Consider the following 19923-nt stretch of genomic DNA (forward strand, 5'->3'; position numbering starts at 1 on the left):
GTGGGACTGGACGTTGACTGGGCGGTACGATGGCTCACCCTTTCCGCGCAGGCCATGGCGGACCACCGCGTGGAACTGATCGAACTGGACCGGGCCATCGGGGATTCCGATCACGGTGAAAACATGGACCGCGGCTTCAAGGCCGTGATGGAGAGGCTCGCAGAGGCGCCGCCCGCCACGCCGGGAGCGGCGCTGAAGCTCACGGCCATGGCCCTGATGTCCAAGGTGGGCGGCGCGGCAGGACCCCTCTACGGGACTGCCTTCCTGCGCGCCTCCACCTCGCTGGGCGACACCACGGACATCGACCCCGGGGCCTTGGCTGTTGCCATTCAGGCCGCCCGCGACGGCATTGTGGCCCGTGGCAAGGCCGAATCCGGCGACAAGACCATGGTGGACGCGTGGACCCCCGCCGTCGATGCTGCGGCAGCGCAGGCCGCTGCAGGGGACGGGGACGTCCTCAAGGTCCTCCTGGCGGCGGCGGAAGCCGCCGAGGCGGGTGCCGTGGCCACCGATCCGCTGATCGCCCGCAAGGGCCGGGCCAGCTACCTGGGGGAGCGGAGCGCGGGCCACCGCGATCCCGGCGCCGTGTCCACCGCCCTCATCCTGCGCGCTGCGGCCGGGGCAGCCGAGTGACGGTCCGCCTGGTGGTGGTCTCCCATAGCGAAAAGATCGCCGACGGCGCGGTGGAGCTGGCGGCCCAAATGGCACCCGACGTCGTGATCCTCCCCGCGGGCGGTACCGACGACGGCCGGATCGGCACCAGCCTGGAGAAGGTGATGGCCGCCCTCGAACAGGCCGCCGGCGATGACGGAATCGTGGTGCTGACGGACCTCGGCTCCGCCGTGATGACGGCCGAATCAGCAGTGGAGTTCCTGCCGGACCCGGACACGGTCCTGTTGGCCGACGCGCCGCTGGTGGAGGGGCTGGTGGCGGCTGCCGTTGCGGCGCAGGCCGGGGCGGACGCCGCCGGAGTGAAGCAGGCGGCGGAAGCGGTGCGCCGTGCAGCTGCCCCGGAGGCGCCGTCGGAGGCGGAAACAGTGGGGCCGCCGGACGCTACGGGCGATTTTGAGCTGGTCAACCAGGCCGGCATGCATGCGCGGCCCGCAGCGAAGATCGCCGGGGGGATCTCGGGCCTGGAAGCCGAGGTGACCGTCAACGGCGTGGACGGTGCGTCCATGACCGGCCTCATGACCCTGGGCGCGGGCAGGGGATCGATCCTCCACGTCGAGGCCTGGGGGCCGGACGCGGCCAAAGCTGTGAAGTACGTCGGCGGACTGGTGGAGGCAGGGTTCGGCGAGCCCTGACTTGCGGCCTGTAGTTACGGTGACTGCCGGAGGCCGTCGGCATCCAGCACCACGCCGGCCGTGATGAACTTTCCGCACTGCTCGCCGTAGGGATACTCGGCCCTGGGCATAAAGCTGAGCCTGCGCTCGGGCAGCGGCGTCCCCGCAGTGGACGTGCCGGTGGCAGTGGCGTCAATGCGCGATTCGGTCAGGACGTCCATCATCAGCATGCCGGTGAGCGTGCCGTCCGGGGAGGACGTTGCGGAGCACGTGCCGTCCGGGCCGGCCGAGGGCTCGCAGCCCTGGTCCACCGTGGTGCTGCCCGGCATCAGCTCAAGGTCGGCTTCCCGGCATGTTCCGTCCTGGCAGGCCTTGAGGTGGATGGCCTCGACCTCGGGCACATAGCTGGCAGCCACGGTCAGCGCCACCACGGACGCCTGCGCGATTGCCGGGCACGGCACTGCCTCGGGCATGCACGCGGACGGGATCAGCGACGTCGTGACCGCTGCCAGAAGTACCCCAACGCTGCGCATGCTTCAGGGTAGGTCCGCAGGCTCGGGCCGCACCAGCACAGGGTGGTTCCAGTTCCGGAACGAATGCATAACGGGCGTCAGGCAGGAAGCCGCAGGCCGCCGAGGTGCAGCTCGGCCAGGCCGTCGCTGACCAGGCCCGCCAGTGCGCGTTCCAGCTGTTCCGGCGCGGAATTCAGCCGATGCAGCGCCGCAAGCGGGACGCCGATGCCGTCCGCTTCGAAGCCAAGATCCGCGGCGGGCTGATGGAACATTTCCGGTGCCACCGGTGAGTCCGCCAGCCGGAGCACAGCCATCACGGCACCCCGCACCTGCCGGTCGGTGCCGTGCCAGGACTGCCCTTTGGGGGTGTACGACGGCGGCGGCTCGCCGGCCGCCAGCCACTGACACGCGCCACGCACCGGGCAGTCGCCGCATTTCGGCGCCCTCGCCGTGCAGACCAAGGCTCCCAGCTCCATAACCGCCGCGTTCCAGCGGACAGAGAGTCCGACGTCGGCCGGCAGCAGCTCGGCGGCGAGCCGCATCTCGGCGGCCGTCAGCGACTGTGACGGCAGCGCCGTGCCCGAAAAAAGCCGTGCATGCACGCGGCGGATGTTGGTGTCCACCACCGTCTCGCGGCGGCCGAAAGCGAATGCGGCCACGGCGGCGGCCGTGTAGCTGCCCACGCCCGGAAGTTCCAGCAGTTCCGCGTACGTTCCCGGCACCCCGCCGTCGTGCTTCTCCACGATGGCGACGGCGGCAGCGTGCAGGCGCAGTGCCCGCCGCGGGTAGCCCAGCCGGCCCCAGTGCCGGACAGCTTCGCCGGACGGTTCCACGGCGAGGTCTGCCGGTGCCGGCCAGCGGCGAAGCCACTCTTCCCACACGGGCAGAACCCGGACCACCGGAGTCTGCTGCAGCATGATTTCACTGACCAGGACGCCCCAGGCGGAACAGTCGGGTTCGCGCCACGGCAGTTCCCTGGCGGTGTCTGCGAACCAGGCGTCAAGGGTTTCGTGGAGGACTGCCAGCGGCGCCGGCGCAGGGCGACTCGCCGGGGAAAGGGCAGTGGGTAAGGCTAAGGCTTCGATGCAAATACTGTAGTGGATACTGGCCGACGTCCGTGTTCGCGGCGTGGTGGTGCGTCAATGTGCCCGGCGTTCTTTAGCCTAGAAGGATGGTCAGGCAAGGCACTTCAGGAAAGAACAGTTCGAAACCGAAGGGCACCCCCGGCCGTCAGGCGGGGCGGCCTCCGCTGAAGGCCGTCTACCGCCGTCGCAGGCTGTTCGTTGCCGTGGTGCTGCTTCTCGTGGCCTCGGTGGCTTTGGGAGGCTTCGCCGCCGTGTCCGCTGCCATGCGCTCATCCGAGCAGGCCTCCTCCACCGACCCCGCGGGCCGCGACGGTTCTGACGGGGCGGCGGCGAATCCTGAGGCCACGCCCTCCGCGTCCGCGACTCCCAGCGCCCAGGCCACGCCGACATGCGACCAGGGCCTTGTCACCGTTTCGGCGTCCACGGACAAGGCTGCTTACGCGGCGGGGGAGAACCCGCTCCTTAGCCTGAAAGTCACCAACGGCGGAAAAGTGGCATGCGAGGTGAACCTGGGTACGTCCCAGATGGAGTACACGGTCACCAGCGGCTCCGACCGGATCTTCTCTTCGGTTGACTGCCAAGTGGAGAGCGGGGACCTGGTCAAGACCATCGCTCCGGGCCAGAGCGAGACCGCCAACTTCCCGTGGGAGCGCAACCGCAGCGTCCCCGGGTGCGGCCCGGTGTCCGCGAAGCCCGGCGCCGGCGGGGCGTATTACATGTTCGTCGCCAGGCTCGGGACCAAGTCAAGTACCAAGGCCGTTTTCCAACTCCTCTAACAACCCTCCCATTCCATGTACGCCCGCTCTGGCGGCGCGTTCAGGGCAAATTCATTGTTACCAAATAGGACAAGGGACGTCCCATCTCCGGTAGGATTAGTAGCAGACCTGCTTGCTAGGCAGGTCCGATCCCTAGGAGACAGCCGTGACCGTGGCCCCGCAAGAAGTGTCAGCTGCCCGCTTCAGCGCGCAGCTGCGCTCCCATGCCCTGCAAACGCGCATCATGGAACTGATCCTGGAGCAGGGACTGGACGTTGGCGATGCGCTCCCCACTGAAGCCGAACTCTCCGGAACTCTGGGCGTGGGGCGCAATACGGTCCGGGAGTCCTTGAAAGTCCTGCAGGCCCTCGGCGTGATCGAGATCCGCCATGGCTTCGGGACCTTCGTGGCCCCCAACAACTTCCATGCCCTCGCCGACGGACTGGCCTTCCGGGGCCGGCTCTCCCTGCGGCACCGGGGAGAGGAAGCCATGGAGCTGGTGGATGTGCGCCAGGCGCTCGAATCCGGGCTGATCGGTTCGGCGATGGACCGGATGACGGCTGCGCAGCAGGAGGACCTGCAGCACGCGCTGGAAGCCATGGAGGTGGCAGCCGGGAAGGGCGAACCCCTGTTTGCCCACGACGCCGAGTTCCACCGCCGGTTGTTCGCGCCGCTGCGCAACGACCTGCTCATGAACCTGATGGACGTCTTCTGGAAGGTTTACCGCCAAATCCACCTGGAACTGGGGCCGGCGCCCGTGGACCTGCTTCAGCAGGTGCGCGACCACCGCGAGATCTACGAGGCGGTGGCGGCGGGCAACAAGCCACTTGCCTCCGAGCGGCTGCAGCGCCACTTCGACGGAATCCGGGGAAAGCTCCGCGCCGTCGCGGCCCGCTAGAACCGCCTTCTGCAACATCCCCGCGGGTGCTCCTCCTTGAGCACGCCCGTCAGTCCCCCGTCCATCCAGACACAGCACCCCCGTCAACACAGAAGAGAGCCCGTTCGGCATGGAGTTTTTCGTAGTTCAGGACGCAGAGGCAGCCGGCGCGGTCGGCGCGGGGCTTCTGGCGGCCGTGATCCGCAGCAACCAGGATGCCGTGCTGGGGGTGGCAACGGGCGGCTCGCCCTTGCCCGTCTACCGGGCGCTGGCAGGATACGGGCTGGAGATGTCACGCGTCCGCTGCTTCGCGCTTGATGAATACGTGGGCCTGCCCGCCGGCCATCCGGAAAGCTACGCGGAAGTTGTCCGCCGTGAAGTCACCGAGCGGCTCAGCCTGGACCCTGCCAACGTGTTTGTCCCGGACGGCAGCGCAGCGGACCCCGAACGCGCGGCCAACGACTACGAAGCTGCCATTGCGGCCCACGGCGGGATCGATATCCAGCTGCTGGGCATCGGCCATAACGGCCACCTGGCCTTCAACGAGCCCGGGTCGTCGCTGGAGTCCCGCACCCGGGTAGAGGACCTCACTGAACGCACGAGGCAGGCCAACAGCCGCTATTTCGACTCGCCTGCAGACGTGCCCGGGCGGTGCATCACACAGGGCCTCGGCACCATCCTCGAGGCGCGCCAGCTCCTGATGGTGGTCCGTGGAGCGGACAAGGCGGAAATCCTGCACCGTGCGCTCACCGGACCGGTGACGCCGGATTGCCCCGCTTCCGTCCTGCAGCGCCATCCGCACGTAACCGTGATCGCGGACGAGGGTGCGGCCGCCCTGATGCCGTGCACGGCCACGCGTGTGGCCGCCGCGAGCGTTTAGGCCCGGAAGGTTTAGGGCCTTGCGGGGTTGAGGGCAGGAGCCTGCAGACGGGCAGAAGGCTAGGGCCCGACGGCGGGGCGGGCCAGCTTCCGGCCCTCCCGCAGGACCAGCACTGGGCGGAAGTCCCGGTCCACCGCCACGACGTCGGCCCGCAAGCCGGCGCGGAGGCTTCCGATTTCGTGCTGCCGGCCGATGATCGCCGCCGGTACCGCGCTGGCTGCCTGAACAGCCGCGGCGGGTGCAACGCCTGCAGCGATCGTCCGACGGACAACGTCCAGCAGCGTGGCGGTGCCTCCGGCCAGGGAACCGTTGCTCGCCAGCCGCGCTTCGGCGCCCCTGACTGCGACGGCGGCGGGACCCAGTTCATAGTCGCCGTCGGGCAGGCCGGTGGCTGCCATGGAATCGGTCACCAGGACCACGTTCCCGGCGCCCACCAGCTCGAAGACCATCCTGACCGTGTCCGGATCCAGGTGTGCGCCGTCCGCGATCAGTTCGACAGCTACAGTGCCTGCCGCTGCCAGCCGGAGGCAGGCGGCGACCGGTCCGGGGTTGCGGTGATGCAGGGGCGGCATTCCGTTGAACAGGTGCGTGACGGTGGGGCGTGACCCGCGGACTCCCGCCGCCATCAGCTCCGCCGCCTCGGTGAGGGACGCCGCGGAGATCCCGGAGTCCGCGTCAGTGTGGCCCAGCGAAGGCGTTACGCCGTGCTGCACGAGCGTCCGGACCAGGTCGACGGCGCCGGGCAGTTCCGGCGCGTAAGTCATGGTGCGCAGGTGCCCGCCGGCAGCTTCCAGTATTTCCTCCAGCAGGCCGGGGTCCGGGTCACGCAGAAACCGGGGATCCTGCGCGCCGCACCGTGAACGGGAAAGGAACGGGCCCTCTGCGTGGATGCCCGCAATCAGGCCTTCGTCCGCCAGCGGCCTGAGGTTGGCCAGCCCACGCAGCAGATCCTCGCGGGACGCCGTCACCAGGCTGGCCAGCAGGGTGGTGGTGCCGGAGCCGTGCAGGAAGTCGACGGCTGTGCGGGCCGGGCCGGCATTGCCCGTGGGGAAATCACCCCCGGCTGCACCGTGGCAGTGCAGATCAACAAGGCCCGGGAGAATCATGCTGCCTGGCGGGAGTTCGAGTTCCTCAAGGCCGGAGAGCGCCGCCTCGTCCAGCCCTTCGCGTTGACCCACATACGCGATGTGGCCGTCCGCGACGGCCACGACGGCGTCGTCCAGCGCCAGCCCGCCGGTAAGGACGGCGCCAGCCAGCAGATAGCTGCCGGACCCGGCGGCTTCCGGCTGTTTTCGTTCCGGCTGTATTTGTTCCGGCTGCGGAGTCACTTCAGGGCCTCGGCGAACCAGCCGGTGATGCTCGCCGGGTGCGTGATTGCGGTGCCGACGACGACGGCGAACGCGCCGGCGTCGAGGGCCTGCCTGGCCTGGGCGGGGGTGTGGAGGCGGCCTTCGGCGATGAGCGGCCGGCCGAAACCGGCGGCGGCGATCTGCTCCAGCAGTTCCAGGTCCGGGCCCTGCGTTTTGGGGCGCTCGCCGGTGTATCCGGAAAGTGTGGTGCCGATCAGGTCCGCGCCGGCTGCGACAGCGGCCGCGGCATCGTCGAAGGAACCGCAGTCTGCCATCACCAGGGCGTGGGAGTCGTTGTGGATGCCTGCCACGGTTTGTGCGAGGGAAAGCCCGTCCGGGCGTTCCCGGCGCGTGCCGTCGATCGCCACCACGTGGGCGCCCGCATTGGCCACCGCCAGGGCGTGCCGGAGCGTGGGGGTGATGAAGACGCCGTCGTGTCCGTCCTTCCAGAGCCCGATCACCGGAACCTCCACCGCGGCCCGCGTCTGCTGCACATCCGCCACCCCCTGGACACGGATGGCGGCGGCGCCGCCGATCACGGCAGAGGCGGCAACCTGCGCCATGGTGCGCGGGTCCCGCATGGGCTCGCCGGGGTACGCCTGGCAGGACACGATCAGTTGCCCGCGCAGGGCTTCGAGGGCTCGGGGACTCAGGATCACGGTCAGTTCCTCAGGAAAGTGGTGGTGTGGATGGAGCGGACAGGACCAGGCGTGCGGCGCCCACGATGGCTGCCGCGTTGCCGAGCTTGGCGGGGAGGACGGGGAGCCCGGATAGGGCGGGCAGGAGCTCGGCCCGGAGTGCGCGCTCCATGGGGTGCCACCAGGGGGCGCCGGCGTCGGACAGTCCGCCGGATACCACAATTACCTCGGGGTCCAGGATGTTGGCGAGGCCGCCCACTGCCTGGCCCGCCGCGGAGGCGCCCCAATCCACTGCCCCGGCGGCGACGGCGTTGCCCGCGCCGGCCAGGGCAAAAACACCGCGGGCATCGACTGCCGTTTCCTTGCCGCCAAGACGGAGGAAGGACTGCAGGACGGCCGGTCCGGAGGCGACGGCCTCAACATGTCCGGCTCCGCCGCAGACGCAAGGAAGGGGTTTGCCACGGTGGTACGCGTAGGGCGAGGCAAAATGGCCCACATGCCCGCCCGCATACCTGTTGCCCAGGACCGGACGGCCGTTTAGGACAAAACTGCCGCCGACGCCGGTGCCGAAGGCCACCAGCAGCGAACTCTCCGTCCCGGCTGCGGCGCCCGCCCACGCCTCGCCCAGAGCATGCGCATGGACATCGTTCACGGCCTGCACCGCAGCCGGATCCAGGCCGAGCCGAACAGCAAGACCGGCCGTCAGTTCCGTCCCTGCCCACCCGAGGATCGCGTCGGTAGCGGACACCACCACTCCGCGGGCGGTATCGATCACACCGGCAGAACCAACGCCAACCCCCGCCACGTCCAGGCCCTCTGCTTGAGCCTTCGAAAGGAGAGAGGAAACCAGCGCCGCCGTAGCATCAAGAATCGCCTCGCCACCATCCCGGTTGAGTGTCGGAATGGTCTCCGAATACAGCACCTCGCCAGCCGCCGAAACAACCCCGGCAGCAGTCTTAGTGCCGCCAAGGTCGACACCGATCGCGTACGTCATTTTCTTCCTAACAGGGGATCGTTGCTGGGTAGGCCCCAACGCGCCTGATTAGACGAGCCCGTTGCGTTCCAGGATGGCGCGGATTGCCTTGGTCTCGTCGTCATTGAGGGAGAGCATCGGCACGCTCATGGTGTTGGATTCGATGATGCCCATGACCTGGAGCGCGGTCTTGAAAGCGCCGAGGCCCGCCGCCCCGCCGGAGACGCGGCCGTTGGGGGTGTAGACGATCTCGAAGAGGTCGGCCAGGCGGTCCTGCTCGCGGGCGGCCCCGGCCCAGTCGCCGGACTGTGCGGCATCGAACAGACGACGGTAGCCGGCCGGGTCCACGTTGCCGAGGCCCGGGACTACGCCCTGGGCGCCGCCGAGGAGGGCGCCGTCAACTACTACTTCGTGGCCGGTGAAGATGTCGAAGTTGTCGATATCGCGGGCTGCGAGGAGCAACTGTCGGAACGAGACGTCATCGCCGGAGGAGTCCTTGACGCCGGCAATGACGCCGTCGCGGCCCAGGCGGACCAGCAGGTCGGTGGGGAGCTTGAAGTGCGTGCGCACGGGAACGTCGTAGGCGAAGATCGGCTTGTTGACCGCGGCGTGGATGGCGCGGAAGTGTGTCTCGGTCTCGTCGGCGTTCCCGATGGCGTAGTACATGGAGGTGACCACGATGGCGTCGGCGCCGAGGTCGATGACTTTCCTGGCTTCCTCGATGACGCGGTTGGTGGTCTGCTCGTTGGCGCCCACGATCAGCGGGACGCGGCCTGCGCCGGCCGCCGAGTTGGCTTCGGCGATGGTGCTGACTACGAGTTCACGCTCGGCGTTGGTCATGTAGGGGACCTCAGCGGAGGAGCCCAGGACGAAAAGTCCGGACACGCCGCCGTCGAGCAGGTGCTTGGTGACGTTCTTCAGCGACTCAGTGTCGATGCTGCCGTCAGCGTGGCGGGGGGTGACAACCGGCGGGATAACGCCCTGGAACTGGGAAGACACGGAAAACTCCAATGATGGGTGGTTGAAAACTGGTGAGTGGAAAAGCTAGATGTGCAGCAGGCTCGGCGCGGCGCCCAGCAACTTCTTGGTGTAGTCGTTGGAGGGGGTGTCAAAGACCTGCGAGGCGGTGCCTTGTTCGACGATCCTGCCGAAATACATGACGCAGATGCGGTCCGAGACGTAGCGGACCGTCTGGATGTCGTGTGAGATGAACACCATTCCAAGGTTCAGCTGGGTCTTCAGGTCCGAGAGAAGGTTCAGCACCTGCGCCCGGACGGAAACGTCTAGGGCAGACGTCGGCTCGTCCGCCACGATGATGTCCGGGTCCAGGGCCAGGGCGCGGGCGATGGCCACCCGCTGGCGCTGGCCGCCGGAAACCTGCGACGGTGTGACTTCGGCAGCCGATTGCGGCAGGCCCACCAGGGCCAGCAGTTCACCCACCTTGGCAGCGCGGGTGGCCGCCGTGCCGATGCCGTGGATCTGCAGCGGGTCGGTCAGGATGTCCTGGATGGTCATGCGCGGGTTCAGTGCCGTGGACGGATCCTGGAAGACCACGGACACGGACCGGCCGAACTCCTTGCGCAGGGCGGCGTTCCTTTTGATGGCGGGCTTGCCGTGGAACAGGACGTCACCCGAGGTTGGTGCCTGCAGCCCCACGAGGACCGAGGCCAGCGTGGACTTGCCGCAGCCGGACTCACCCACGATTCCCACGGTTTCGCCGCGGCTGATGGTGAAGTCGACGCCGTCCACTGCCTTGACGATGTTCGGGCGGAACAGCTTGCCGCCACGGGCATGGTGGTGGACTTTGACGTCCTTGAGCTCAATGACCGGCTGGGAGCCGTTCTGCGTTGAATCAGTCACTTCGCGTCCTCCTTCAGGTGGCTCGCCCAGTAGTGGTCCGTGTTTCGCCCTCCGGCGGATGAAACCGAGGTCAGGACCAGCTGCTGGTTGGGATCGGCGTCGGGCCGCAGCGAGCGTGCGGCGAAGCGGTCGCCGGACGCGAAGTCCTGTGGTGACGGGACGGTCCCGGGGATCTGGTGCAGGCGGACGGCGTCGGCTTCGATGGAGAGCACCGCGCCGAGCAGGCCGCGGGTGTATTCGTGCCTCGGGTTCTGCAGGAGCTCCGAGGCCTGCGCCGATTCCACCACCTGGCCGGCGTACATGACCGTGATGCGGTGCGCCAGTGAGGCCACCAGGGCGAGGTCGTGGCTGACGAAAACCATGGCGAATCCGAGCTGTTCGCGCAGTTCATTCAGGAGGTCAACCACTTGTTTCTGGACGGTGACGTCCAGGGCGGTGGTGGGCTCGTCGGCCACTACGATCTTCGGTGAACGGGACAGGGCCATGGCGATCAGGACGCGCTGGCGCTGGCCGCCGGAGAGCTCATGCGGGTAGCTGGCGAGCGTGCGGACGGGATCAAGCTTGACGAGTTCCAGCAGCTCGGCCGGGGTCTTGCGGCCGCCGCGCCGGGTCAGCTGCTCCATCTGGTCCTTGATCTTCATGGACGGGTTCAGGGAGCTCAGGGCGTCCTGGTAGACCATGGCGATCTGCTGGCCGCGCAGGCCCTCGTAGGCCTTGGTGCTGCTGTGCCTGGTGGCCGGATCCAGCAGTTCCTTGCCATCGAACTTGATGGATCCCGTCACCTGCGCGGTTTTGGGCAGCAGGCCCATGATCGCGAGGGAGGTGATGGACTTGCCGCAGCCGGATTCGCCCACGAGGCCCATGGTTTCGCCTTCCCGGACGGTGAACGAGACATTGTCCACGATCGCAGTGTTCCCGTAACGGCCCGGGAAACTGATGGACAGGTTCTTCACCTCCAGGATGCTGCGTGCGCCGGCCGGGACCTGCGGGAGCCGGTCGGTCCGGCTGGCCTCGATCGCTGTGAGCAGTTCCAGTTCCCTGTCGAGGAGGAGGTGCGGGTTCACCGCAGCCAGTTTCGGATCGGACAGGACGGCGGACTCGCTGTAGCGCTCGTCGGTGAGGACGTCACCATAGGCGGCACGGACGCCGTCGAGCTCGTGCTCTTCCAGCACTGACGGCTGGGCAACGGACATCGCTACCCGTGTATCCACAGGCTCGACGGCGGCACCCGCCGCAGCGCCGGACACAGCAGCCGCAGAGCCGTCGTCGTCTTTCACAACCGGCGCCTTGCGCAGCTTCGGGTTGACCATGGCGTCGGTGAGGCCTTCGGCCAGGATGTTCAGCGACAGCACGGTGAGCAGGATGGTCACACCGGCGAAGGTGGTGGCCCACCAGCCGCCGGACAGGACCAGGTTGCGGCCGTAGGAGATCACGTTGCCCCAGGACGGTGCGGGATCCTGCACGCCGGCGCCGAGGAAGGACAGCGAGGCCTCAAGGATGATCGCGTCCGCCACCATGACCGTGGCGAACACCAGGACGGGGGCTGCGGTGTTTCGGACGATGTGCTTGAGCAGGATGTAGAAGCGGCCCGCACCGATCACGCGCTCGGCGCGGACGTAGTCTTCGCTGTACTGCGAGAGCACGTTGGCGCGGACCACGCGGGCCAGCTGCGGCGTGTAGATGATGGCGATCGCAATGATGATGGTGGGAACCGAATTGCCGAAGGCCGCCAGGAGCACCGCCGCCAGGGCAATACCCGGGAACGCCATGAGGATGTCCATCAGCCGCATGATGATCTCGTTGACAGCCTTGCTGGAGGTCGCCGCGAACGAGCCCAGCAGGGCACCGGCCAGGATGGCCAGGGCCACCGCGCCGAGGCCGATCATGAGCGAGGATTGTGCACCGAAGAGCAGCCGGGAGAAGATGTCGCGGCCCAGCCGGTCCGTTCCGAAGAAGTGCTCGGCGCCGGGCGGGGTGGCCGGGATGAAGGTTTCCAGCGGATCATGCGGGGCGATGACCGGGGCGAACACGGCCGCGAGGACGATCAGGACCAGGAAAAGGAGGGCAATGCGGGAACCCCAGGGCAGGGCCTTGAAGCGGAGGCCCGGGGCACTCAGCCGTTCAGCGAGTTTGCTACGCATGAGCTATACCGTCCTGATTCGGGGGTTGATGAGCAGGTACAGGAGGTCCACCACGATGTTCACCAGAACGAAGGTGACCGAGATGGTGAGCACCACGCCCTGGACGAGGTTGACGTCCAGGTTGGTAATGCCGTTCAGGATCAGCTGGCCCATGCCGGGCAGGGCAAAGATCATTTCAATCACGACGGCGCCGCCCAGCAGGTAGCCCACGCGCAGTCCCAGCACGGTCACCGGAGTGACCAGGGCGTTGCGCAGGACGTTTTTGGAGACCACCTCGCCGTAGGGGACGCCGTTGCCGATCGCGGTGCGGACGTAATCGCGGTCGAGTTCTTCCACCATCGATGTGCGGACCACCCGGATCAGTGACGCGGAGACCGGGATGCCGAGCGCGAGGGCCGGAAGGGCCATCGAGTTGAGCCAGCCGCCAAAGCCGGATTCCGGCGTCGCGATGCCCCCGGAGGGGAACAGGGGGCTGGAGCCGAGGGCGAACCACTGGATCAGCAGGATGCCCAGCCAGAACGACGGCGTGGCGATCGCGGCGATGGAGAAAACGCGGACCAGCTGGTCCTGCCACTTGTCGCGGTAGAGGGCGCCGAGGATGCCGAATGCGAGGGAGAGGACGATCGCGATGAGGACGCCCAGGAAGGTCAGCTGCAGCGTCAGGGGGAACGCCGAGCCGATCATGGAGGCCACCGATTTTGCGGGCGGGGTGGTGACACCAAGATCGAACTGCAGCAGCTTGCCAAGGAAGCGGAGGTACTGGAGGACCAGCGGATCGTTCAGGCCGTTTTCCTGGCGGTACTGCTGTTTGGCTTCCTCGCTGGCGCCGTCGCCCAGGGCCGAGCTGGCCTGGTCGCCGGGAGCGGCCTGCAGGACAAGGAAGACGAGCAGGGTGATGCCCAGGATCATCAATGGCAGTGCTGCGAGTCTGCGGCCGAGCAGACGCAATATCGTGACCAATTTGTTCTCCGGTTTGTTTGGTTGTGCCGCGGGGGCCGCGTCACAGGGTGGTGCTTTGCCGGCCCGTCGCAGCGTCTCGGCTGCGACGGGCCGGTGCTTCTCAGCGCAGCTTAGGCAGTGCGTCCGACGTCGATGAAGGACATGCCGGTGGTGGGCAGGGGCTTGAATCCGTTGAGCTTCTTGCCGTCCCAGGCACTGGGCAGCTGGCGGTGGAAGACCGGGTAGAGCGGCACCTCGTCGGAGATGAGGTCCACGATTTCGCCGGTAATCTTCTTGGCATCTGCCGCAGCGGCCTGTGATCCCTTGTTCATCAGCTCCTGCAGCTGGGCCCGTTCAGGGGCGGTCCAGTAGGCGCGCTTTTCCATCCAGGTGGCACCGGAGTAGAACCAGCTCAGGAGCAGGTCCGCGTCGTTGCCGAAGACGGACGGGTCGCCGGGAGCTGCGACCACCGAGTAATCGCCGGTGCCCACGCGGTCGGTGTACAAGGCGCCTGACTGGATGCTCTTCACGGTCACCTTGACGCCCGGGATCTTGTTCCAGGATTCGAGGATCAGCGGGGCAACGTCCTTGACCCAGGCGGTGTCTGTGGTCAGCAGCTCGAATTCGAGGTTGGTGACCCCGGCCTGCTTGAGCAGGTCTGCGGCCTTGCCGGCGTCGTAGCCGTAAACGTTCTTGGCCTTGACGTAGTCCGGGTGGCCTTCCTGGAAGTAGGAGCTGGCGGGCTTGGCGTTGCCGAACAGCGCCTTCTTGATGATGGCCTCCTTGTCCAGGCCGTAGTGCAGGGCCTGGCGCACCAGCTTGTTGTTGAAAGGAGCCTTCTTGCAGTTGAACATAAGGAACAACATCCCGAAGGACTGAACTGATTCGACGGTGACCTTCGACTTCAGGCCTTCAATATCGAGGTAGGGGACATCCTCGATGGCCTGGACGCGGCCGGACTGGACGGCGGTGACGCGGGCCGCGGCATCGGAGAGCAGCAGCCAGTTCATCCCCTTGGCCAGTGCCGGCTTGGGGCCGTTGTAGTCGGCGAAGGCTTCGAAAACGATCTTGTCGTCCTTCACGGCGGAAACAAGCTTGTAGGGGCCGGAGCCGACGGGCGCGGCGTCGAAGGCCTTCAGGTCGGTGGCCAGTGCCTTGGGCACAACCTTGACTACGGAGATGCGGGATGCGAAGCCCGGGAACGGGTACTTGAGCGTGAACTCGACCGTCTTGGCGTCTACGGGCTTAACGTCCTGGATGAACGGGATGAACTGCGAGAACAGGGATTTGTTCGCGGGGTCCATAACGCGGGTGAAGGAGAACGCGACGTCTTCGGTGGTGACCGGGGCGCCGTTGTGGAACTTGGCGCCGTCGCGGATGGTCACCTGGTAGGTGGTGTCGTTGACCTTCTTGGGGTCGGCTGCGGCCAGTGCGTTGTACGGTTCGCGGGTGGCCGGGTGGAGCTCGATGAGGCCCTCGAAGATGTGCAGGTTGGCGGCCATCGGGGTGGCGCCGGAGGAGCTCAGCGGGTCGAAACCGGTGGAGAGGGCGTAGGAGATGCCCGCTTCGATGATGAGGTCCTTGTTGATGGCTCCGCCACCGGCGGCGGTGCCGGTGGTGGTGGCCGCAGGCCCGCCGCAGGCTGCCAGGGTGGTGGCGAAAGCAGCTGCGACGCCCGCGGCCCCGCTCAATTTCAGGAAGCTCCGGCGGCTGGCGGAACTGACCAGCGGAAGGTTCTTGATCGTCTTATCCATAGAGTTGCCTCACCGTTCAGATAGTTATCGGATGTAGGACGTCCGATGCTCGTAGGAAAACTGTAAGGGCGGTCACAAGGTTCCGTCAAGTGTGACCCGGCTCGCTTGGCCCCGCCGTTCCGGGCTTCTAGGCTGAAGATATGACATCCCACCTTATAAATTGCCCGGAAGGCATCCCGTTGGCCCGGCCCGACGTAGAGCACGTGCTGGCGGAAAGGGGGCGGGGCGGTTACCGGCAGTACAGGATTCCGGCGCTGGCCGTGACAACCCGCGGAACCCTCCTTGCCGCCTACGACGGACGGCCCAATCTCGATGATCTTCCCAGCCCCATCGACCTGTTGCTGCGGCGCAGTGTGGACAACGGGCGGACCTGGCGGGATCAACAGGTGGTGCGGACCGGCGTCGGGCTTGAAGGCTACGGGGACCCCAGCCTGCTGGTGGACGCGGTGACCGGCAGGATCTTCCTGTTCCATGCAGCGGGCACCCGCGCCGGCTTCTTCGAAGCCGCCGCAGGGTTGGGCACGGGCGATGACGTCCAGCACTGCGACCTCAGCTTTTCCGACGACGACGGACAGACCTGGCGTCACCGTCGCCTCACTGCCCAGCTTAAGCTCGGTGGCGGCCCGGAGCGCGGAATCACCGGAATCTTTGCCGCCGCAGGACAGGGCATCCAAATCCATGCCGGCCCGTTTACGGGCAGGCTGGTCCAGCAGTTCGTGGTCCTCGTTGCGGGGAACATCCTGGCGGCCTCCGCCTACAGTGACGACCACGGGGAGACCTGGACACTGGGTCAACTCATTGGCGCCGAGGCCGGCGCCGCGGCACCCAATGAAAACAAGGTTGTCTGCCTTAGCGACGGCCGGCTGCTGCTGCACAGCCGGGCAACGCCGCGCCGCCTTTCCGCGATTTCCGGCGACGGCGGGCACACCTGGAGTGCGCTGGCCGCCGTCGAGGGCCTCCCGGACCCGGGGGACAACGGCTCCCTCGCCCGGTTTGACGGACTTCCCCTGCCGGCGGGGCACGCCATGGCGGAAACGGACACCTGGCTGCTGGCAAGCAACAACCACGACCCCGCGCTCCGCCGTAACACCGTCCTCAGCCTCTCGCGTGACAACGGAGCAACCTGGCCGGCGAAGCTCGTCATTTGCCCGGGCAGTTCGGCATATTCAACAGTGGCACGCCTTCCGGACGGCAATATCGGCGTCCTCTATGAGCGGCAGGGCTACCGGCAAATTGTGTTCTGCTCGATTCCGGCAGCGCAGGTCACGGAGGCCGGCGCACCGCCGAAGGACGGGCCGGGCGACGACGGCGTGGTTTTCGACATGGAGCTGCGCTCCATTACGCCCGGCCGCCCCGCCGTCTGGCGGAACGCCGGTGAATTCCATGTGATGGCACCTGCCGCGGCCGGCGACTGGGACGTCCACACCTGGAAGGAGATCGGACAGGGCTACTCGCCGGAGGCAGCCCAGGTGATCGGAACCCGGGAGGCGCAGGACCTGAACTACGGGCCCGTCATCCCCGGCTACAAGGAGGGGGACATCCTCGCCTTCACCGGACGTGCCCGCAACCACGGCAGTGCGTTGGCGGCCGGCGTGCGGCTGACCGGACCGGGCGCTGCGGGTTTCGATGCCGCAGACCTGCAGCCCGGCGAGGAGGCGCTGTACTTCACCCCGGTCTGCACGGTGACGGCGGAGGACATCGAGCGCGGCTTCCTCGACATCAGGTACGCCGTGGAATGGGCGGCCCGGGGCCGGGGCCGGCGGCTGGAACGCCGTCTCACCGTCAACACTTCGGACGGGACCGTGGAGGCCCGGACCTAGAGGAAGCGGTCCAGCAGGCTCGCTTCGGCCATCCGGCTCAGTCCCTCCCGGACGGTGCGGGCGCGCTGGTCGCCGATGCCGTCCACGGTCATGAGGTCATCGATGGTGGCCGCCATCAGGTACTGGAGGCCGCCGAAGTGGTCCACGAGCCTGTCCGCCACAGCCTTGGGCACTGCCTTCAGGCCGGACAGGAGGCGGTACCCGCGCGGCTGCACCACGGCGTCGAGCGTGTCCACGCCTCCGGCGAAGCCGATGATGCCGGCAATCCGGCTGAGATCGATCAGTTCGGTGGGTCCCAGGCTGAGCAGGGCACTGACAGCGCCGTCGATGTCCTCGGGGGACGCGTTCGGGCCGGCGTAATCACGGATGATCACATCGCTGCCGGGCCCGCGGCCCACGGTGAGTTCGTCCAGCTGCAGCGACAGCAGGCGCCCGTCTTCGCCGAGTTCCAGAACGTACTGCGAGATTTCCTCGGAGATCCGGCGCACCATTTCCTGGCGCTGCAGTGTCACCGCGACGTCGCGGACGGTGACCATGGCTTCGATTTCCAGGGCGGAGAGCGAACTGGTGACCTGGTCCAGGCGGGACCGGTAGCGTTCCAGCGTGGCCAGCGCCTGGTTGGCACGGGCCAGGACCTTCTCGGAACCTTCGAGGACGTGCCGCAGCCCGTTCACGTACAGGGCGATGATCTGCATGGACTGGCTCACCGAAATCACGGGAACCCCGGTCTGGATGGCGACGCGCTCGGCCGTGCGGTGCCTCGTGCCGGATTCCTGGGTCTCGATGCTCGAATCCGGAACCAGCTGGACGGCCGCCCGGAGGATGTTGCCGGCGTCCTTGTCGCAGATGATGGCGCCGTCCATCTTGGCGAGTTCACGGAGCCGCGTCGGCGAGAAGTCGATCCCGATGTCGAATCCGCCGGAGCAGATGGACTCAATGGTGCGGTCCGAGCCCAGAACGATCAGCGCGCCGGTCCTTCCGCGGAGGATGCGTTCCAGACCGTCACGCAGAGCGGTGCCTGGAGCCACCCTGCCCAGAGTCGCCTTCAGCGAATCCTCAGGGCTCCGAGCCATAGGTTGTCCCTTCAAAGGTGCAAGCCGTTGCCTGCAAGTATGCCGGTTTTACGATTCCGCCGACAGGATCAAAAGTACTCAATTTCCCACTGGCTCCATCCTAGAGGCAAAGGAGTGCATTAACCGCACGGACAAGCCTCAAAGTGGCCCGTTTGACCTGCCGCCGGGAACGGCCCCGAAGGCACCGGACGGCGACGGCGGGAGGCGGCAGTTGGGCGTCCACCGGCGGCTCCTGCCGCCCTGCGATAAACTGGGAACCTTGGCTGCACAGTTCACGCCTGCCGGCCCCACGTTCACAACGCACGTCCACGTCACGCATAAAGCCCAGCCCACCCCCCCTGTCGCAGCGAAAGTAGCACCGTGTCTCAAGAAGTCCTTAGCCCCGCCCGAGTCCAGGAGATTCACAAGCAGGCGGCCCGGCGTCGGACTTTCGCGGTCATTTCCCACCCTGACGCCGGCAAGTCCACGCTCACCGAAGCCCTGGCCCTGCACGCGAAGGTGATCGGCACGGCCGGCGCGTCCAGCGGCAAGGCCAACCGCAAGGAAACAGTCTCGGACTGGATGCAGATGGAAAAGGACCGCGGCATCTCCATCAGCTCGGCCGCCCTGCAGTTCGCCTACCGGGACACCGTGATCAACCTCCTGGACACCCCCGGCCACGCCGACTTCTCGGAGGACACCTACCGCGTCCTGGCCGCCGTCGACTGCGCCGTGATGCTGGTTGACGCCGCCAAGGGCCTGGAAACACAGACCATGAAGCTCTTCGAGGTCTGCAAGCAGCGCAACCTGCCCATCATTACGGTGATCAACAAGTGGGACCGCCCCGGCCTGGATGCACTGGCGCTGATGGACGAAATCACCGAGCGCACCGGCCTCCAGCCCATGCCGCTGACCTGGGCGGTGGGCATCTCCGGTGACTTCCGCGGCGTGTGGGACCTCCGGAACGACCGCTTCGCCAGGTTCCAGCGCAACAACGCCGGCGCCAACATCGCGCTGACCGAGTACTTCACCCCGGAAGAAGCCGCCGCCAGCCAGGGGGACGACTGGTCCAACGCCGTGGACGAAGCCGGGCTGGTCATCGAATCCAACCTTGAGTTCAACACCGACGCCTTCTACGCGGGCAAGGCAACGCCCATCCTCTTCAGCTCCGCCGCCCTCAATTTCGGCGTCAAGGAGATCCTGGACGCGCTGGTGGACTTCGCCCCGCCCGCGGCGCCGCGGCCCGACGTCGACGGCGACCCCCGGCCCGTCGATGCCCCCTTCGCGGGCTTCGTCTTCAAGGTCCAGGCCGGCATGAACAAGGCCCACCGCGACCACGTCGCCTTCATCCGGGTCTGCTCCGGTGTCTTCGAACGCGGCATGGTGGTCACGCAGACGCGCACCGGCAAATCGTTCGCCACCAAGTACGCCCAGCAGGTGTTCGGCCGTGAGCGCGAGGTCATCGACGAAGCCTTCCCCGGCGACGTCGTCGGACTCGTGAACGCCTCCTCGCTCCGGGTGGGCGACAGCCTGTTCCTGGAAGAGCCCGTGGAGTTCCCTGCGATCCCGCTGTTCGCGCCGGAACACTTCCAGGTGGCACGCTCCAAGGACCCCAGCCGGTTCAAGCAGTTCCGCCGCGGCATTGAGCAGCTTGAGCACGAGGGCGTCATCCAGGTGCTCCGCTCAGACATCCGCGGTGACCAGGCGCCCGTCCTCGCCGCCGTCGGCCCCATGCAGTTCGAAGTGGTGGAGGACCGGATGGCGCACGACTTCAGCGCCCCCATGCGCCTGGAGCGGCTCCCGTACTCGATGGCCAGGATTTCGACGGCGGATGCCATGCCCACGCTGGCCAACGTCCCCGGCGCGGAGGTGCTGTTGAGGTCCGACGGCGAATACCTCGCCTTGTTCAATGACGTCTGGGCGCTGCGCCGGATTGAGAAGAACCACCCCGACCTGACCCTCGTGCCCATCGGCACGCACAACCCCGCCAAATAGCGGGCCCGGC

General features: G+C 67.3%; 18 protein-coding genes. 7 read left to right on the forward strand and 11 right to left on the reverse strand.

All coding sequences use genetic code 11. From position 1 onward, the window contains the following. Both dhaL and dhaM read left to right on the forward strand, forming a co-directional pair. Positions 1-633 carry a dihydroxyacetone kinase subunit DhaL gene (gene dhaL, locus BS38_RS0108110; protein ID WP_028270342.1) on the forward strand — a complete coding sequence of 211 codons (633 nt, stop codon included), beginning with the start codon at positions 1-3 and terminating at the stop codon, positions 631-633. Next, positions 630-1304 (forward strand): dihydroxyacetone kinase phosphoryl donor subunit DhaM, encoded by a 675-nt coding sequence (gene dhaM / locus BS38_RS24715; RefSeq protein WP_043438055.1) that lies wholly within the window; start codon positions 630-632, stop codon positions 1302-1304. The genes dhaL and dhaM overlap by 4 nt, the downstream gene beginning before the upstream one ends. A gap of 14 nt (positions 1305-1318) precedes the next feature. Here the strand turns inward: dhaM and BS38_RS0108125 are convergent, their stop codons facing one another. Together BS38_RS0108125 and BS38_RS0108130 are read right to left on the reverse strand one after the other, a co-directional pair. Next, positions 1319-1816 (reverse strand): hypothetical protein, encoded by a 498-nt coding sequence (locus tag BS38_RS0108125; protein WP_028270343.1) that lies wholly within the window; start codon positions 1814-1816, stop codon positions 1319-1321. Between the two features lie 77 nt (positions 1817-1893). Then, positions 1894-2712 (reverse strand): A/G-specific adenine glycosylase, encoded by an 819-nt coding sequence (locus BS38_RS0108130; RefSeq protein ID WP_231511129.1) that lies wholly within the window; start codon positions 2710-2712, stop codon positions 1894-1896. 254 nt (positions 2713-2966) lie between these two features. On the opposite strand from BS38_RS0108130, the gene BS38_RS0108135 reads away from it, so the two are divergent. From BS38_RS0108135 to BS38_RS0108145, 3 genes are all read left to right on the forward strand, one after another. Next, positions 2967-3656: a membrane protein gene (locus tag BS38_RS0108135; RefSeq protein ID WP_028270345.1), complete on the forward strand. Its 690-nt coding sequence runs from the start codon at positions 2967-2969 to the stop codon at positions 3654-3656. A 151-nt stretch (positions 3657-3807) separates the two neighbouring features. Next, positions 3808-4533, forward strand: a complete 726-nt coding sequence (locus BS38_RS0108140; RefSeq protein WP_043438106.1) for a FadR/GntR family transcriptional regulator — start codon at positions 3808-3810, stop codon at positions 4531-4533. A 109-nt stretch (positions 4534-4642) separates the two neighbouring features. Further along, positions 4643-5392, forward strand: a complete 750-nt coding sequence (locus tag BS38_RS0108145) for a glucosamine-6-phosphate deaminase (RefSeq protein ID WP_028270347.1) — start codon at positions 4643-4645, stop codon at positions 5390-5392. A 59-nt stretch (positions 5393-5451) separates the two neighbouring features. Here the strand turns inward: BS38_RS0108145 and nagA are convergent, their stop codons facing one another. The 8 genes from nagA to BS38_RS0108185 form a co-directional block, all read right to left on the reverse strand. Then, positions 5452-6720, reverse strand: coding sequence for an N-acetylglucosamine-6-phosphate deacetylase (gene nagA / locus BS38_RS24720; protein ID WP_442853338.1), 1269 nt, complete (start codon positions 6718-6720; stop codon positions 5452-5454). Then, positions 6717-7400: an N-acetylmannosamine-6-phosphate 2-epimerase gene (locus BS38_RS0108155; RefSeq protein ID WP_028270348.1), complete on the reverse strand. Its 684-nt coding sequence runs from the start codon at positions 7398-7400 to the stop codon at positions 6717-6719. Before BS38_RS0108155 ends, nagA begins: the two co-directional genes overlap by 4 nt. Positions 7401-7410: 10 nt before the next feature. Further along, on the reverse strand, positions 7411-8373 hold the full coding sequence (locus tag BS38_RS0108160) for an ROK family protein (protein WP_028270349.1): 963 nt from the start codon (positions 8371-8373) through the stop codon (positions 7411-7413). A gap of 48 nt (positions 8374-8421) precedes the next feature. Beyond that, positions 8422-9351 (reverse strand): dihydrodipicolinate synthase family protein, encoded by a 930-nt coding sequence (locus BS38_RS0108165; RefSeq protein ID WP_028270350.1) that lies wholly within the window; start codon positions 9349-9351, stop codon positions 8422-8424. 45 nt (positions 9352-9396) lie between these two features. Next, positions 9397-10212 carry an ATP-binding cassette domain-containing protein gene (locus tag BS38_RS0108170; RefSeq protein ID WP_028270351.1) on the reverse strand — a complete coding sequence of 272 codons (816 nt, stop codon included), beginning with the start codon at positions 10210-10212 and terminating at the stop codon, positions 9397-9399. Then, positions 10209-12353: a dipeptide/oligopeptide/nickel ABC transporter permease/ATP-binding protein gene (locus BS38_RS0108175; RefSeq protein ID WP_028270352.1), complete on the reverse strand. Its 2145-nt coding sequence runs from the start codon at positions 12351-12353 to the stop codon at positions 10209-10211. Before BS38_RS0108175 ends, BS38_RS0108170 begins: the two co-directional genes overlap by 4 nt. Positions 12354-12356: 3 nt before the next feature. Beyond that, entirely contained in the window at positions 12357-13313 is a 957-nt protein-coding gene (locus BS38_RS0108180) for an ABC transporter permease (RefSeq protein ID WP_043438059.1), read from the reverse strand. 110 nt (positions 13314-13423) lie between these two features. After that, complete coding sequence (locus tag BS38_RS0108185; protein WP_028270354.1) at positions 13424-15046, reverse strand: ABC transporter substrate-binding protein; 1623 nt, start codon at positions 15044-15046, stop codon at positions 13424-13426. A 140-nt stretch (positions 15047-15186) separates the two neighbouring features. Between BS38_RS0108185 and BS38_RS0108190 the strand changes: the two genes are divergently transcribed. Beyond that, on the forward strand, positions 15187-16866 hold the full coding sequence (locus BS38_RS0108190; RefSeq protein ID WP_028270355.1) for a sialidase family protein: 1680 nt from the start codon (positions 15187-15189) through the stop codon (positions 16864-16866). Here the strand turns inward: BS38_RS0108190 and disA are convergent. Next, positions 16863-17939 carry a DNA integrity scanning diadenylate cyclase DisA gene (gene disA, locus BS38_RS0108195; RefSeq protein ID WP_028270356.1) on the reverse strand — a complete coding sequence of 359 codons (1077 nt, stop codon included), beginning with the start codon at positions 17937-17939 and terminating at the stop codon, positions 16863-16865. The genes BS38_RS0108190 and disA overlap by 4 nt on opposite strands. Before the next feature lie 360 nt (positions 17940-18299). Here disA and BS38_RS0108200 point away from each other — a divergent pair, with 360 nt between their 5' ends. Then, complete coding sequence (locus tag BS38_RS0108200; RefSeq protein WP_028270357.1) at positions 18300-19913, forward strand: peptide chain release factor 3; 1614 nt, start codon at positions 18300-18302, stop codon at positions 19911-19913. Positions 19914-19923 lie beyond the last annotated feature (10 nt).

The sequence above is a fragment of the Arthrobacter sp. UNC362MFTsu5.1 genome (assembly GCF_000685965.1).
Lineage (GTDB): Bacteria > Actinomycetota > Actinomycetes > Actinomycetales > Micrococcaceae > Arthrobacter.

What these genes read in the sequence shown, in the direction of transcription:
- BS38_RS0108125 (WP_028270343.1), bottom strand. Translation starts at nt 1,816, where the DNA reads ATGCGCAGCGTTGGGGTACTTCTGGCAGCGGTCACGACGTCGCTGATC.
- BS38_RS0108130 (WP_231511129.1), bottom strand. Translation starts at nt 2,712, where the DNA reads ATGCTGCAGCAGACTCCGGTGGTCCGGGTTCTGCCCGTGTGGGAAGAG.
- BS38_RS0108135 (WP_028270345.1), top strand. Translation starts at nt 2,967, where the DNA reads ATGGTCAGGCAAGGCACTTCAGGAAAGAACAGTTCGAAACCGAAGGGC.
- BS38_RS0108145 (WP_028270347.1), top strand. Translation starts at nt 4,643, where the DNA reads ATGGAGTTTTTCGTAGTTCAGGACGCAGAGGCAGCCGGCGCGGTCGGC.
- BS38_RS0108160 (WP_028270349.1), bottom strand. Translation starts at nt 8,373, where the DNA reads ATGACGTACGCGATCGGTGTCGACCTTGGCGGCACTAAGACTGCTGCC.
- BS38_RS0108175 (WP_028270352.1), bottom strand. Translation starts at nt 12,353, where the DNA reads ATGCGTAGCAAACTCGCTGAACGGCTGAGTGCCCCGGGCCTCCGCTTC.
- BS38_RS0108185 (WP_028270354.1), bottom strand. Translation starts at nt 15,046, where the DNA reads ATGGATAAGACGATCAAGAACCTTCCGCTGGTCAGTTCCGCCAGCCGC.
- BS38_RS0108190 (WP_028270355.1), top strand. Translation starts at nt 15,187, where the DNA reads ATGACATCCCACCTTATAAATTGCCCGGAAGGCATCCCGTTGGCCCGG.
- disA (WP_028270356.1), bottom strand. Translation starts at nt 17,939, where the DNA reads ATGGCTCGGAGCCCTGAGGATTCGCTGAAGGCGACTCTGGGCAGGGTG.